The organism is Prochlorococcus sp. MIT 1300 (genome assembly GCF_034092375.1).
GTDB lineage: Bacteria > Cyanobacteriota > Cyanobacteriia > PCC-6307 > Cyanobiaceae > MIT-1300.
Window position 1 is genome coordinate 381,087 of sequence record NZ_CP139302.1, and the last position, 14,451, is coordinate 395,537.

Sequence of the window (14,451 nt, forward strand, 5' to 3'; positions counted from 1 at the left end):
TATAAGTTTAAGGATTTACCTTATTTTTGAAAGAGCAGAACTGAAGTCAGCTTTTATATCTTCAATATGTTCTAATCCAACAGAAACTCTGATCATAGTTGGAGTAACTCCAGCAGATTCCTGTTCAACCTCTGACAACTGTTGATGTGTTGTAGAAGCTGGATGAATTACTAAGGTTTTTGCATCTCCTACATTGGCTAGATGACTGGCCAATTCTAGTGAATCAATAAAGTTTACAGCATCTTCAAACCCCCCCTTCAGTGAAAACATTAACATACAACCTAGACCTCTATCAGTCATATATTTCTTAGCTCTTTCGTGATAAGGATCAGTCGTTAATCCAGGATAATTTACACTTGAGACTTTGGGATGATCTGATAGCCAAGTAGCAAGTTGATGAGCGTTGGATGCGTGTCTTTCTATTCGTAGACTTAGGGTTTCTAACCCCTGTAATAGCAAAAAGGAATTGAAAGGACTGAGTGCTGGCCCCCAGTCCCTTAAGGCTTCAATACGAGCTCTTAGAGCAAATGCAATATTACGATTATTGGGTAGGCCTAACATTTTACAAACATCACTTTCAAAACCAAAGGCATCCCAATGAACTAAACCATGATAAGCCTCACTTGGTTTACTCATTAATGGAAACTTACTATTGCCCCAATCAAATTTACCTGCATCAACAATTACACCTCCAAGAGTAGTTCCGTGTCCCCCTATCCACTTTGTGGCACTTTGTACAACAACATCTGCACCAAACTCAATTGGTCTTATCAGAGCTCCAGCTGCTCCAAGTGTGTTATCTACTATCAATGGAATTCCATTGTCCTTTGCCAGTGAAGAAAGAGATAAGAAATCAGGAATATTAAATCTAGGATTACCCATTGATTCAATGTAAATGCACTTTGTATCTTCATCAATTTGCGAAGCAAAGCTTTTGACATCATCCCCTTCTGCAAACTTTACATTTATCCCTAGTCGTGGAAACTGAACCTTGAACTGATTGTATGTCCCACCATATAAGTATGAGGTCGAGACGAAATTGTCTCCTGCGGACATAAAGTTTGTGATTGCAATGAACTGAGCTGACTGCCCAGAAGCAGTTGCCAATGCCGCCACACCTCCCTCTAAAGCCGCAACTCTTTTTTCAAAGACATCGGTTGTTGGATTCATTAGGCGGGTATATATGTTCCCGAATTCCTTCAAGCCAAATAAGTTTGCTCCGTGCTCTGCATCATTAAACAAATACGAACTAGTTTGGTAAATAGGTACAGCTCTTGAGTTGGTAGTTGGGTCAGGAGCTTGACCTGCATGCAGTTGCAGTGTTTCGAAGCGTTGTGTTGTCAATGGATTCAAGACTAATCTGTTTCTTCTCCTTTTCTAGCTAAAGAAACTCATTCAGGTTGCCAATCGTCCAAAGGTTCACTTAGTTCAGTATCTTTTAGAGACGGAAGAATTTCTCTGATCAAAGGGGTCAGCTTGGAACGCACCTTAGAGCGAAAACCTATGATTGCTCTGGCTGACAAAACAAGATAAGGATTCGGCTGAGATCCAAGTGATTCTCTTAAAGGTTTCCAAGTAGTGGCTTCCTTAGATTTCAAGAGCTCAATTGGTGATTCAAAATCATATGAATATTCCTTAGAGGACTCGGCACCGAGTCCTTCAGCAGATTTAGCCAAAGACTCTCTTACGGATAAAAGACCTTTTGCTTTTAAGGTGTCAGGAAGACCTAGAACTGGCTTGTAATAGTCAAGAAGCCTTAACTCTTCTTCTAAAAGGATCGCCCAAACACCTCTCTCTCCTTCTAAAAGGTCGAATTTGGATTCAGCCTCGTCCATAGAGTCTAAATAAAAGCGTAGCCAGCGGTAATAGGACTTTTCTTGAATTGATTTTCGAACTGAATGTTTCTGTTTAACAATTTCAGGTAAAACCGACTCTGCTTTTCTTAGGAATTGCCGATCTTCTCTTTCGAGATTGATGGCTCCCCAACGCTGACGGTAATCCCAAAGCTCTGCATAACGGTTAACTTCATCTGTTGACCAGCCGAGAGCCTTAAGCTCCTCGGCTCTATGAGTTGTTTCCTTTGCCACGTGAATTGTTCGTATTATTTCTAGGAAGGTTAAACGGCAGTAGGCATTCTGGGAACTGCTGTATATATACGGATATGGGTATTTTTCTCGAACTGCTATAAACGACTGGAAACCAGAGATCTCCTTCAACAACCTGATAGTGAAATACCCAGTTATATAATTTAGAGATATGGATGAACTACTGTCTTTACTTAAAGAAGTGATTAGAAGAGTTGGCTCAGGAAAAGTAGCCGAAATAAATATAGATATTATATATTTGAAAAAGTCAATTTAAGGGGTGAAGAAATTAGCTCTTGAGTGGAAGTCAACCTTATTTTCATTGTGATGATTAGACCAATATGATAACCCTTTGTCTTTTATATCCAAAATAGTTGCAATACTAATTTCTAATGGAGAAGAGTCTGGCAACCAGCCCTTAGGATCAATTGAGATAGTAAGTCTAAAATGGTCTTTTGCCATAGAAAAGTCAACCAGTTGTGACTTGATATTCGCTAGCTTTTGTTTGCCTTTTCTATAATCTGAAAAGTAATGCAAAGAATAAGATCCATTATAATTAAATGAATGCTGCCAATAAGCGGTGGATTCTGGAATTGAAAAAAATATTTCAAAGCTGGTAGATTCGTAATTATCAGAATCTAATAAAATGGATTGTTCCCAATCATCTAGACTGACAAGATAACTGAGTTCTATAAAGCAACCTTCCTTCCAAAAATAAGAAGCAATCACAGAGCAATGTAAAAGTTCCTCCTTTACGAAGGGTATAAGAGGAATTATTTGGTTAATCATTTTAGAATACCTGGACATTACATGCTCCCCCGATATGATTGTATGATTTTCTCTATGCAAGTAAAATTAGAGTCAACACTCAAAAATAATTTGAATTGTACCTCGGCTCTAGCTAGATTTTGATCCTTATATAAAGTTTTAAAATACGTATTGTCATACAGGTAATCATTTAGGAAACGAAGGCCCAGTTCAAAAGGCAAGGATCTAATTGAGTGAGCAAGGTAAGAGAAGTCATTAGGCGTAAAAAACGGATTGTCTATAGAAAAGTATCCGTTTAAAAAAGAATCTAAAATCTCGAGATCAATAAAAACTTTATCCAAAGATGACGACTCCTCTCCGGATTTATTCGCTATAGATCGAACACAATCACCAATGTCATGTATTAGGTAGCCTGGCTGTACTGTATCCAGGTCTATCATTGCAATAATCTTATTAGAGTCTACATCAAACAAAAAGTTATTGATTTTTGGATCTCCATGAACAGGAAGCAAATTTAACTTTTTCCTTTTTATGCATTGATCGACGATAATTGCCTTGCTCCTTTCTTCCTGTACTAGTCGATTAAGAGCTAAAACACGTTTTACATTCTCTTTTGATATTTCGGATAGTTTTTTATTTAGAGGAAGGGAGTCATAAGTTTCTAGAGATTTATGAGCGACATGAAAGTCATTAATTACATATTCTAAATTTTGTAAAGGCAAATCACTTAATAAAAGATGGAATTTAACCAAACCAACTCCAAATTCATAAGGACTAATGTGCTCTGGTATTACTTCGTAATTGGAGGAAGATTCGATATAGGTTAATACCCTCCATTTTTCACCTTTAAAAGAAATCAGATTATTACCTGAAATTCGACTGGAAAGTAATTTTGGGCAATGCAATTGAGGACTTGGTAACGAGTTATTTGTGAAAATGGTGGACCTGCTTATATGAGATGAGATAATAGACAAATTGTTATTGAGTCGACTTATATCTTCAAAGGCCTTCTTGCTAAGTTTCTGAAGAATATAATAGCTTTTAAGGGTACTCGTATTTAGCTTAACAAGGTAAGTTTCATTTATATTTCCGTTACCAATAGGTTCAATAGAATAAATGTCCTGCTTCTTAAAAAAATAGGAAGCTACTTGCTCTAACTCTAAATAATTGTGATCTGTGATAGAAGAAATGGGTTTCAAAAAATTGATCTAATGAAATTGATGTGGACTGATCTAGAAGACCCCTCAAGTTAAGATACATTCATATATTACCTATGCTTTACGAGTTAGCAAACATATCTTCAATTTTTTGCATAGCAAGAAGATATATCTCATCGCTGCTTTCCCTAGGATAAGATGATTTGTAATTAAGATATTTTTCAAACCCCTTCGCCTGAGTTCTTTTTACTGCGTCAACTAATATTTTCATTGATGAGGTGTCATCAGGATTATTAATTGCTTCTGAATACGCACGGCTGTGTGTAGGTCGAACAGATTCCTGACAATAGTTTGTTAATTCTCTACTTTCTGTAAAAACTTTATATACTAAAGTTTTTAAATCTCTATTGCCATAAATCGAAGCATACAAAAGGTTAACCATAGAAGAATCATGCAGGGGTATAGAATAGTTCTTTCTCACCTTTGGCCAAAACTGAAGAGATTTTAAACCTTCTAGAGCTCTTATATTAAGATTGTGATTACGGCACCACAAATTGAATTCATCAATATCTTTAGGACACCTTTTATGACTGTACATCTCCTTAGCAAGTATTTGACCAGCCTGAAAATTTCTAGTAGGAACAGCTGAAATAGGTAACATCATACTGCCTCGTACATCAGCTACCATTGCTGTAAGTTGGGAAAAAGTGTGGTCTCTTACTTTCTCCATTTGACCGTCTCTAACCAATGCCGCCTCAATCTTCTGAACACCGTAACCTAACTCTGTAAGAGGAAATGGTTGTAAATTATACAATGCATATCTATCTGTTCTTGACATAGAAACACTGGCTGCCTGGTCTAAACATTGTTCAAGAAGCAATGTTAATAATGTTGGCAATACTCCAGGATTACTTCGGTGGTATTCATATCCAAATCCTGCAAAGATGGAAGACATATTTTTAGCAGCTTTGAGATATTGACCTTCAACATTGTGAACTCCAGACGAGACTTGAATGTTTGGAGAAAGTTTGTCGAGTAACTTTGCTCCAAAAAGAGCCGTTAGGGCATTTGGGTGACAGAAATTTGCGGTAAAGCTATCTAAAGGATTACGGAGGGATCCATGACGATGAAAACCAGAGAAGAAAGCTAATTCAGGTTCGATTTCGCAAAGGATGTAAGATGAATCTGTGGATTGGTTGTTGGAAAAGGAACCTGACAAACAACCAAATACCACATTGGGCCTATGTAACTGAGATCGTAATTTGCAAGCAAGAGCAAGGTCCTCTTCAATATGGTTACTGTTGGCACTTAGGATTACAAGTTCGCATCTTAGGATAAGATCACAGAGATTGTTATTAACTTCTACGTTGTTCTCCAGATGAGTAGACATACTTTTAATTGAGGACACATGTTTTTGATCCATGCCCTCAATGGTCGATCGATCAAATGCTCCCATGAGGCTCCTGCCTGGTCTAGGAGCTAACAACAAACTGCTACCATCAGTTTGCATTGCACAGTTGTATGCCAATGAAGCAGGATAAAGGCCAACGCTATAAAAACCTACCTTGCCTGTTGAAAGTTCTAGAATCCTCCTCCGGATGGAGTTCTCGTCAGATGCATTGGTAAAAAAATCATTTTTCATTCGACCTCCAGGTTTTAAAATTCATCATGAAAGAAAAAAAGAAATTAAACGAATTTCACACCTTCAAATGGATAGAGTTCTAATGCTAAGCCAAAATATCGAATCTTGCAAAATGCATTTTAAACAAAGATACCTTATAAATTGGACATATTATGAATAAGCACATTAAGACCCATCTAAGGTCACTATTATCTAATAAGGGAAAATGGCTAATAGTCCAAGATCTGGACGGCGTATGTATACCGTTAGTACATGATCCTCTTAATAGAGTCCTGGATTCGTCCTATATATATTCAGCAGCAAAACTAGGTTCTCATTTTAGAGTTTTAACTAATGGAGAACATGAGGGTTCAAGAGGTGTTAACCGCTTAGTAGAAAAGGCCTTACAGAAGAATCAAAATACATCTGATCAAGCCCTTTATCTACCAGGTCTGGCTGCTGGTGGAATCCAATTTCAAACTAAACAAGGAAAGGTGAGCCATCCAGGAGTATCAAAAGAGGAAGTTTTCTTTCTATCTCAAGTACCTAATATCCTTTATAGCCTATTAATAGAAGAGTTAGTAAACATATTTCCAGAGACACCGAATGAGAAATTGAATAAGCTTGCTACAAATTCGATTCTCGACACCGAACTTTCTCCCACAATAAATTTGAATGCATTATTTAATGACATAGCATTAGAAGTAAAAGACAAAGTCAGGCTTCAGCATAGTATTCATTCAATAATGCAGAAAGTCATTTCATCGGCTGAGGAGAGTGGCTTAACAGATAGTTTCTTTCTACATATTGCACCCAACCTAGGACAGAAGGATCAGAAAGAAATCCCTAAACTTGCTACTCACGATGACATAGGTACAACCGATATACAATTCATGATAAGAGGTGCCAAAAAGGAAGCTGGTTTGTTAGTACTAATAAATGAATATCTATACAACAAATATAATGAGTACCCTTTTGGAGATAGTTTTAATGTTAGAGATGCACCATCAACGTTAGAAGAACTACTAGATCTATGTGTATCTAAGATTCCAAAGAGTAAGATGCCATTACTAGTAGGTGTAGGGGATACGATTACCTCTAATTGGTGTACTGAACAAAAAAAATGGCTTAGAGGAGGAAGTGACAGAGGTTTCCTTACATTAATAATGAGATTAGGCAAGAAATATGAGCAGGACAATTTAGTTTTAGTAGTAGATAGTAGTGACGGAGAGGTTAATAGACCAAGTCTAAAGAATGGTAATCTCGACGGGATCAGCGACATTGAAGATGAATTGAAGTTTGATTATATTTTTACCGATGGGCCAACAGAATATATCACCTGGTTCAACACACTTTCGAATCAACTTATCATCCAATAGTTGTTGTGTGCAATGAAAGCATTAAACTCTTAGTAGTAAGTTTTTTCTATTACAAAAAATTTTAATGGCTTCTCATAAGAATTGTTCTTAGCAAGAATATAAGAAGATTTTATTAATTCCTAATCAATTTACAATGTTTCCAAAGTTTGTAGGTCCTGCTCGCGTAGCCCCAGAAGTTCTTCAGGTTAACCTTGGATATCGCTGTAACCAAAGATGTACACATTGCCACGTTAACGCTAGTCCAGAAAGAGAAGAAATGATGTCTGGCGAATTAATTCCTAAGTTACTTGATGTACTGGACCTATATAGAATCAAGGTTTTAGACATTACTGGAGGAGCACCAGAATTACATCCACATTTCAAATCGCTTGCTGAGCAAGCAAGAAGTAAAGAAGTAGAGGTTATTGATAGATGTAATCTCACCATACTCTTTGAGAATGAGCAAAAAGAGCTGGCAAACTTCTTAGCTAATAACAAGATAACGATAGTAGCTTCCTTACCTTGTTATTCTCAAGAGAATGTAGACAAACAGAGAGGGGAAGGTGTTTTTGAAAAAAGCATTAGAGCGCTAAATATACTAAATGGACTTGGCTATGGGAAGAGGGATACTGGCCTTACGTTAAACCTAGTATATAATCCAGTGGGCATGTCTTTACCCCCTGAACAAAAGGAACTGGAGGAACAATATAGAAATCAACTAAGAAACAGCTATCGAATTGAATTTTCAAACTTGATAACAATTACAAACATGCCTATACAAAGGTTTTCGAATGAACTAAAACGTAATGGGAATTATAATGAATATATGAATCTATTAATAAGAAAGTATAATCCCAACAATCTAGAGCATCTTATGTGTAGAAACATAATTAGTGTAGATTGGCAAGGTAAGCTTTATGACTGCGACTTCAACCAACAACTAGGAATAGGAGTTAAAACAGGGCCTAGAAACATAGACGAACTCCTTCACCACAAAACCGATTTTGAGGGAAATCAAATAGCTTTTGGAAGTCATTGCTATGGATGTACTGCTGGAAGTGGATCAAGCTGCTCAGGCTCTCTCCTGTAGGGAAAATGAGAAAATAACAAATTAACTTTTACTTGTCTGACATTTAGGACAAATAGCTCTCACATTTAAGGTGGATTCCACTAAATGAAAACCAATCCTCTCAGCAGCTATTCTTCCCTCTAATAAAACCTGTTCACTTTCAAATTCTTCAGTTCTACCACACCTTACACAAACTAAATGATGATGATCAGGGTGATCATGACTGGCAAGCTCAAATCTATGACCTCCTTCAGTTAGTTCAAGCTCATGTAAAAACCCCATATCGACCAGTAAACGCAGAGTTCGATATATGGTTGCCAGTGAAACCTTTAATTTTGCATTGACGAGATATTGATGGACATCCTCTGCACTCAAATGTGAACCAGATCCAATATTTTGAAATAGCTCTAGGACTCGACGCCTCTGAGGAGTCATCCGCCTACCATCCTTGTGCAAGCCTACCTGAAGTGGTGGTTCAGAGATAGAGCGTGGGGAGGAGGAAGTCAAGCCAACTCCAGCAGATCTTTCTCAATAGTAGCCACTAATGAGAGTGATCGGTAGTGCTTTTACAAGAGTCAAAATTCTGAAATTTTGTTTTATTGGCTGTAGAGTAAAGCTAAGTTTTAAACAATGAATGCTCCAGCTAATTTTAGCCTAGGTTTATTATGAAAGATTTTTCTACTATAGACGGTGATGAAGGAATATTGTTGTTGGTAGTTGATGTACAAGAAAAACTATTAAATGTGATACCTGAAAAACAAAAAGTTTTAACAAGCATTATAAGACTTATAAAGTTTGCGAATCATACAGACATTGATATATTGCTGACCGAACAATATCCAAAAGGGTTGGGCAGAACAATAGAAACTATAAAGAAGCTTATTGCCAGAGAACCTTTTGCGAAGACTACCTTTAGTGCTATTGGTGCGGAAGGTTTAATGACAAAGATTGAAGAGCTTGGAATTAACAATATAATAGTTTGTGGAATAGAGGCCCACATTTGTGTGCAGCAAACAGTTATAGATTTAACCAATAGGGGTTATAGAGTTTATATCCCGATTGATTCTATATCTAGTAGAAATAATCAAGACAAAAGCGTTGCTATTAACAGAATGGAACATGCCGGTGGAATCATAAGCACGACAGAATCAGTTATATACGAGTTTATAAAAGATTCTAAACACCCTTGCTTTAAAGAAATAGTGAAATTAATCAAATGACTAAAAACTAAATCGTAAAACTATAATTAAAGAACTAGGAGTGAATATTTCTATCCAAACCCAGGTGAAACTGATATAAGGGTAAAGAAATAAATGGAGTTATTTCTGGCTTAATTCGCTTATAGGCGGCAAAGTGGATAAAGATAACATTCTTGAAATCAATGCCAAGCTGGATCCAAATCCCTTCAGAGGCGTTTACTGAGACGTCAGTAGAGAATATCTATAATGCGGTGACTCAGTTTATATTAATTCTTCTAGCTGGCTTTCTTTTCACATTAATACTCAAAAGAATAACCAGGTTTACTTTATTGAGGCTTGCATCTAAGACAAAAAGTGAAACAGACGATTATGTTGCCTGGATAATTATTGGAGCTATTAAACCACTATGTTATCTGGCTACTTTTATTATTGCCTGGGAAGTTTTTCCAATATCTGAGTCTATTGATGTATTCGTATATGGTTTAATAAAATTGATTGTATTAGTTATTTTAATTCGCTTAATCAATAAAATTTTATTTAGGCTAATACAACGCATGACATTAAAAATCGACGATACATCAATTAGCAATATGTTGCGTGCTTTAACTCCCATGATCCGCGCTGTGGTCTGGAGTATTGGCTCAGTATTTTACCTGCAGAATATGGGCGTTCAAATGGCAGCGATCTGGGCATTACTTAGTGCGGGTGGAATTGGTGCAGGGTTAGCACTAAGAGAACCTGTTCTTGAGTTCTTTGAATACATAACAATATTACTAGACAAGCCCTTTCAAAATGGAGAGTTTATAAACATTGGAGATGTCTGGGCAACAGTTGAGAGAGTTGGTGTTAGGTCAACTCGTCTTAGGAGTCTTAATGGAGAAGTAATCGTCATGAGCAATAGTTCTCTTATGAATGGAACAATATCTAATTATGCTCAGATGAAGAAAAGAAGAATTGTGCACAGACTGGGAGTTGTTTATGAAACATCACAAGAAAATATGACAAGAATTCCATCTCTGATAAAAACAATTGTAGAAAAGACAGAAGGTGCTTTATTTGACAGATGTCATTTTGTCGAATTCGGTAGTTTTAGTTTGGATTTTGAGCTTGTATATTGCATACCAACTAATGATTACCTTCTAGCAATGAATGCTCAAGAGCAAATAAACCTAGAAATCATGCGTATATTTGAGTATGAACAAATTCAATTTGCTTTCCCAACAAGTACAATAAATATAAATAGAGCTGAGTAAAATTGTATAAAATATCTTATATAGAAAGAAGTAGGTTAATACAATTATTTCTATTTAGAAAGTTTCTTGTGAGTCTTATCTGCTTTGCGTATTAGTTTTTTAGCTTCTTCTCGAGAAGTGCAGAGCTCAGCCTTCATTGCAAGCTTAACCAATTTTTCATGTTGTTTGTCTTTGTTCAAAATAACCTTTTTTTTTCATAATAGCATATGATCGAATTCTTGCAGGTCTCCCAGGTAAAGGATTATTTGCCGTGGGTTTTCATCTAAAAGGAACAAACACGAGTTTTAATCTATCAGGTTTTTACTTAGGCGGTATATTTCATTATTTAAAATAAAGTTTTCCTTTGAAGGCAAGAATAACAAATTAGAATAATTTTCGTTCAATTCTGATTGCATTATAAGATTCGCTAGTTATAGTATCTTTTTTTAAAAGCTAGAAAATGGTTATTCTAAATTACTTTTTGTTGAATTTAGATAGTATGTACTCAGAAGCTATCCACAGAGATCTTGCTAAATCAACCTTTTCCGCTTCTTCACTGACAGAAGAAGCGGAAAACTTTAAAACTCCTGGACGTATTAATTGATTACTGTAGAAGGAGAAACCACTTCTGAAGTAAACAGAACTGGTGGCTAATTCCTGCAGTATATGTCCTGCATGTTCTGTAGTCTCAGAAATTTTTAAAAGATCTCGAGCAATAAAAGCAAATATTCTTTGACCTATCTGATTATATTGGCGGCTATATCGAAAGAAGCCCTGACTTGACTTGGGTATTACTAATCCTGGTGCCCAAGCTATTACTGCGAAGTCTTCCCGTATTACTGCTATTCTCCTATACAACTCTTTTGCAAAAAGGATATTGCATAACTTACTATTTTTGTATGCCTTGTCTGCATTAAAATCTGATAAACCATAAATCAGGTTAGATTTAATTTGATTTTCCAATTCACATATCTTCCCTAAGCTGGCAGGTGTGCCTATACGACCACCAGGAGACAGAGGATTATGAACTTCAGAGGAAGTGACTATAACCCTAGGAGAGCTAGAAGAAAGTAACAAAGGTAAGAGCCTTTGTGTAATTAACTGATGGCTAAGATGATTAACAGCAAATGTCAACTCAAACCCTTGTTTGGAAAATCTTGGATTTTTATCTCCGACGTACTGAAGCCCAGCATTAAGAATTAGTACATCAATTTTAATCTTACTTTTTAACAATTCATCCGTAAAATCATTAATTTGATTCAAATCAGAAAGGTCTGTATCCGAAAAAATAGGGGTAAGGTGGTTATCTTCCCTAAAACCTACATCTGAGATTAATTTTTTTTTCGTTCGTTCAGACGTAGCATTATCTCGACACGGTAGAATCAATTTGTGTCCTTCACTTACAAGCTTCTTCGCACATTGGTAGCCAATACCTGAACTTGCTCCGGTTAATAGAATATTCAATGACAACCTCCAACCATTTTGTCAAATTAACATAAAAGAAGGTTCATGACTTTATAGAGCTATAGCTAATGGCTTAAAAACAAACGTTGATATGAGAGAAATGTGATAAACGAATTCCGCTTAGTAAAATACCAAGTACCTAACCGGACAAAAGACAATCAACAGAAACTAGACTTGGCTGAGCCAGGAGGATCCTTAACATCTTGGTCTAAGAGGGGATTTTATCTGTAAGGTGAATGACTGTAACCGGATTAACAACACCAGTTGATATGTGGAGGTAAGGATAGTGATCTTCGACACTCCCACCAGTTTTCCAAGCATTTCTCCTGAGCCTTATGGTGCAATTGATCCAAATGTTATGAGGCTTCATTACATGAGGTGTCGATGATAAAGGCATCTGCCGATGCCTTGGTCCTTGGGGCAGGGCCAGGAGCTCTTGCTATTGCAGCGGCACTTAGCAGTGAAAATCTCAAAGTCGAAGTGTTGGCCAACTCGGACCCTCACGAGCCATGGCCATACACATATGGAATTTGGGGTGAAGAAGTAGATGACCTGGGCTTAGCTCATCTTCTTGAACACAGATGGAAAAATACAGTTAGTTTCTTTGGTGAAGGCGCTGACAACCCAAGTTCAAAATCAAATATCCCGACACCTCATAATCGTGACTATGGTCTTTTTGACAAAAATAAGCTTCAACATCATTGGTTAAGTCAATGTGAATTAGCAAAAGTACAATGGCACAAAGGACTTGCTCAAAAACTTGATATAAATGAGACGGAGAGCAGAGTAACTACTGAAGAAGGCAAAACAATAACAGCCAGACTAGTAGTTGATGCAACAGGCTACGATCCGGTTTTTCTAAAAAGCAGCGAAAGTGGACCTGTTGCTGTTCAAACTTGCTATGGAATAGTGGCGAAGTTCAATAAGCCTCCAATAGCAGAAAATCAATTTATTCTAATGGACTATCGTTGCGACCATCTAAGTGAAAAAGAAAAATCTGAACCACCAACATTTTTATATGCAATGGATATGGGAGAAGGAAGTTTCTTCCTAGAGGAAACTTCCTTAGGTCTTGCGCCTCCAGTATCCATAGAAACTCTGAGGACAAGGTTAGAGCTTAGATTAGCTAACAAAGATATAAGAATTACCAAATTAGAACATGAAGAGTTGGGTCTATTCCTTCCAATGAATCTACCTATACCAGATCTAAAACAACCTGTTCTTGGCTTTGGCGGAGCAGCTGGAATGGTTCACCCAGCTTCAGGATATATGGTTGGAGGAATGCTTAGAAGGGCCCCTGGATTAGCAAAGGCTATTGCTAAAAAGATTAGAGATTCAGAAGCTTCTCCTGCCCAAATAGCACAATGTGGTTGGGCAGAGCTATGGCCAGAAGATTTAATTCGGAAACAAGCCTTATATAAATTCGGGTTAGAAAAGTTGATGAGGTTTAGTGAACCTCAACTAAGAGAATTCTTTAAAGGTTTTTTTGACTTGCCTAGCTCACAATGGTATGGATTTCTTACTAACACTTTAACTATAAAAGAGCTTGTAAGTGCTATGTGGAAGATGTTTGTCAAAGCACCTTGGAGCGTGCGTATAGGTCTAATGGGTATGCAAGGGAGAGAAATTAAGCTGCTGTGGGAATTCATGAAGCCTAAAATAAAGAATTAATGTAAATAGAATTAAAGACTTATTTTATAAATTAAATTTGATTTAAATAAATAGCAATCCTACTAGAATTAGTTAGATTTCACATAGCTTACCCAAAAAACTGATGCGAACGATAATGATTAGTGGTGCATCAAGAGGTATTGGAAAGTCTATAGCAGAGAAGATGCTATTGAAAGGACACAGAGTAAGTTTGGGTGTAAGAAATCCAAGCCAATTAAAAGATACGAGTCTGGACTCTAAGAATTATTCAAACAAGCAATTGATAACATGCAAATATGAGGCTGTTGATATTAAAACAGCTGAGGATTGGGTAAATGAGACAAAGAGCGCTTTTGGTGGATTCGATTCAATAATCCATTGTGCTGGAATATTCCGAAAAACGAGACTAATTTACCGAGACATTGAATTAAAAGACATCGATGAATTATGGCAAATAAATGTTCTTGGTCCATGGAACTTAACGAGGAAAGCTTGGAGCGAACTAGAAAGGCATAAAGAAAGTAGAATTCAAGTCCTGGTATCTATGAGTGGGAAAAGATCAAAAGGAACGTTAGCTGGATATACCGCAAGCAAATTTGCTCTAATGGGTCTATGTGAAACCATTCGCAATGAGGGTTGGGAAAAAGGAATTAGAATTACAGCTATATGTCCAGGTTGGGTTAACACAGATATGGCAAAAGCTGTAGTTGCCATTAGTAAAAAAGAAATGACACAACCGGAAGATATTGCAAAACTGAGTGCATCACTTTTGGAATTACCAAACAGCTCAATCCCATTCGAACTTAAGTTGAACTGCTGCCTAGAGAAATAATTTTTTGGTCCGTTGTC

At 36.8% G+C, this 14,451-nt stretch carries 13 protein-coding genes; 6 read left to right on the forward strand and 7 right to left on the reverse strand.

The window, feature by feature from the left end; translation table 11 throughout:
• Positions 1–15: 15 nt before the first annotated feature.
• From SOI83_RS01940 to SOI83_RS01960, 5 genes are all read right to left on the reverse strand, one after another.
• Positions 16–1,344, reverse strand: a complete 1,329-nt coding sequence (locus SOI83_RS01940) for an O-acetylhomoserine aminocarboxypropyltransferase/cysteine synthase (RefSeq protein ID WP_320677587.1) — start codon at positions 1,342–1,344, stop codon at positions 16–18.
• Between the two features lie 47 nt (positions 1,345–1,391).
• Positions 1,392–2,087 carry a hypothetical protein gene (locus tag SOI83_RS01945; protein WP_320677588.1) on the reverse strand — a complete coding sequence of 232 codons (696 nt, stop codon included), beginning with the start codon at positions 2,085–2,087 and terminating at the stop codon, positions 1,392–1,394.
• A 270-nt stretch (positions 2,088–2,357) separates the two neighbouring features.
• On the reverse strand, positions 2,358–2,873 hold the full coding sequence (locus tag SOI83_RS01950; protein ID WP_320676931.1) for a hypothetical protein: 516 nt from the start codon (positions 2,871–2,873) through the stop codon (positions 2,358–2,360).
• A gap of 17 nt (positions 2,874–2,890) precedes the next feature.
• Positions 2,891–4,051 carry an aminoglycoside phosphotransferase family protein gene (locus SOI83_RS01955; protein WP_320676932.1) on the reverse strand — a complete coding sequence of 387 codons (1,161 nt, stop codon included), beginning with the start codon at positions 4,049–4,051 and terminating at the stop codon, positions 2,891–2,893.
• A 79-nt stretch (positions 4,052–4,130) separates the two neighbouring features.
• Positions 4,131–5,651 carry a hypothetical protein gene (locus SOI83_RS01960; RefSeq protein ID WP_320676934.1) on the reverse strand — a complete coding sequence of 507 codons (1,521 nt, stop codon included), beginning with the start codon at positions 5,649–5,651 and terminating at the stop codon, positions 4,131–4,133.
• Positions 5,652–5,803: 152 nt separating this feature from the next.
• On the opposite strand from SOI83_RS01960, the gene stpA reads away from it, so the two are divergent.
• Positions 5,804–7,009, forward strand: a complete 1,206-nt coding sequence (stpA, locus tag SOI83_RS01965) for a glucosylglycerol 3-phosphatase (RefSeq protein WP_320676937.1) — start codon at positions 5,804–5,806, stop codon at positions 7,007–7,009.
• 133 nt (positions 7,010–7,142) lie between these two features.
• Complete coding sequence (gene arsS, locus SOI83_RS01970; RefSeq protein ID WP_320676938.1) at positions 7,143–8,078, forward strand: arsenosugar biosynthesis radical SAM (seleno)protein ArsS; 936 nt, start codon at positions 7,143–7,145, stop codon at positions 8,076–8,078.
• A 21-nt stretch (positions 8,079–8,099) separates the two neighbouring features.
• Here arsS and SOI83_RS01975 read toward each other — a convergent pair whose 3' ends face one another.
• On the reverse strand, positions 8,100–8,564 hold the full coding sequence (locus SOI83_RS01975) for a Fur family transcriptional regulator (RefSeq protein WP_320676939.1): 465 nt from the start codon (positions 8,562–8,564) through the stop codon (positions 8,100–8,102).
• Positions 8,565–8,722: 158 nt separating this feature from the next.
• Here SOI83_RS01975 and SOI83_RS01980 point away from each other — a divergent pair, with 158 nt between their 5' ends.
• Both SOI83_RS01980 and SOI83_RS01985 read left to right on the forward strand, forming a co-directional pair.
• Positions 8,723–9,277: an isochorismatase family protein gene (locus SOI83_RS01980; protein WP_320676940.1), complete on the forward strand. Its 555-nt coding sequence runs from the start codon at positions 8,723–8,725 to the stop codon at positions 9,275–9,277.
• Between the two features lie 161 nt (positions 9,278–9,438).
• Positions 9,439–10,509 (forward strand): mechanosensitive ion channel family protein, encoded by a 1,071-nt coding sequence (locus SOI83_RS01985; RefSeq protein WP_320676941.1) that lies wholly within the window; start codon positions 9,439–9,441, stop codon positions 10,507–10,509.
• Between the two features lie 453 nt (positions 10,510–10,962).
• Here the strand turns inward: SOI83_RS01985 and SOI83_RS01990 are convergent, their stop codons facing one another.
• The gene (locus SOI83_RS01990; protein ID WP_320676943.1) at positions 10,963–11,952 is read right to left on the reverse strand and encodes an SDR family NAD(P)-dependent oxidoreductase; all 990 of its coding nucleotides are present in this window, start codon (positions 11,950–11,952) and stop codon (positions 10,963–10,965) included.
• A gap of 384 nt (positions 11,953–12,336) precedes the next feature.
• On the opposite strand from SOI83_RS01990, the gene crtL reads away from it, so the two are divergent.
• The gene (crtL, locus tag SOI83_RS01995) at positions 12,337–13,623 is read left to right on the forward strand and encodes a lycopene beta cyclase (protein ID WP_320676945.1); all 1,287 of its coding nucleotides are present in this window, start codon (positions 12,337–12,339) and stop codon (positions 13,621–13,623) included.
• A gap of 103 nt (positions 13,624–13,726) precedes the next feature.
• Positions 13,727–14,434: an SDR family NAD(P)-dependent oxidoreductase gene (locus SOI83_RS02000; protein WP_320676946.1), complete on the forward strand. Its 708-nt coding sequence runs from the start codon at positions 13,727–13,729 to the stop codon at positions 14,432–14,434.
• Positions 14,435–14,451 lie beyond the last annotated feature (17 nt).

Bases quoted from the DNA above. Each gene is read 5' to 3' on its own strand.
- SOI83_RS01950 (WP_320676931.1), bottom strand. From the start codon at position 2,873: ATGATTAACCAAATAATTCCTCTTATACCCTTCGTAAAGGAGGAACTT.
- SOI83_RS01960 (WP_320676934.1), bottom strand. From the start codon at position 5,651: ATGAAAAATGATTTTTTTACCAATGCATCTGACGAGAACTCCATCCGG.
- stpA (WP_320676937.1), top strand. From the start codon at position 5,804: ATGAATAAGCACATTAAGACCCATCTAAGGTCACTATTATCTAATAAG.
- arsS (WP_320676938.1), top strand. From the start codon at position 7,143: ATGTTTCCAAAGTTTGTAGGTCCTGCTCGCGTAGCCCCAGAAGTTCTT.
- SOI83_RS01980 (WP_320676940.1), top strand. From the start codon at position 8,723: ATGAAAGATTTTTCTACTATAGACGGTGATGAAGGAATATTGTTGTTG.
- SOI83_RS01985 (WP_320676941.1), top strand. From the start codon at position 9,439: ATGCCAAGCTGGATCCAAATCCCTTCAGAGGCGTTTACTGAGACGTCA.
- crtL (WP_320676945.1), top strand. From the start codon at position 12,337: ATGATAAAGGCATCTGCCGATGCCTTGGTCCTTGGGGCAGGGCCAGGA.
- SOI83_RS02000 (WP_320676946.1), top strand. From the start codon at position 13,727: ATGCGAACGATAATGATTAGTGGTGCATCAAGAGGTATTGGAAAGTCT.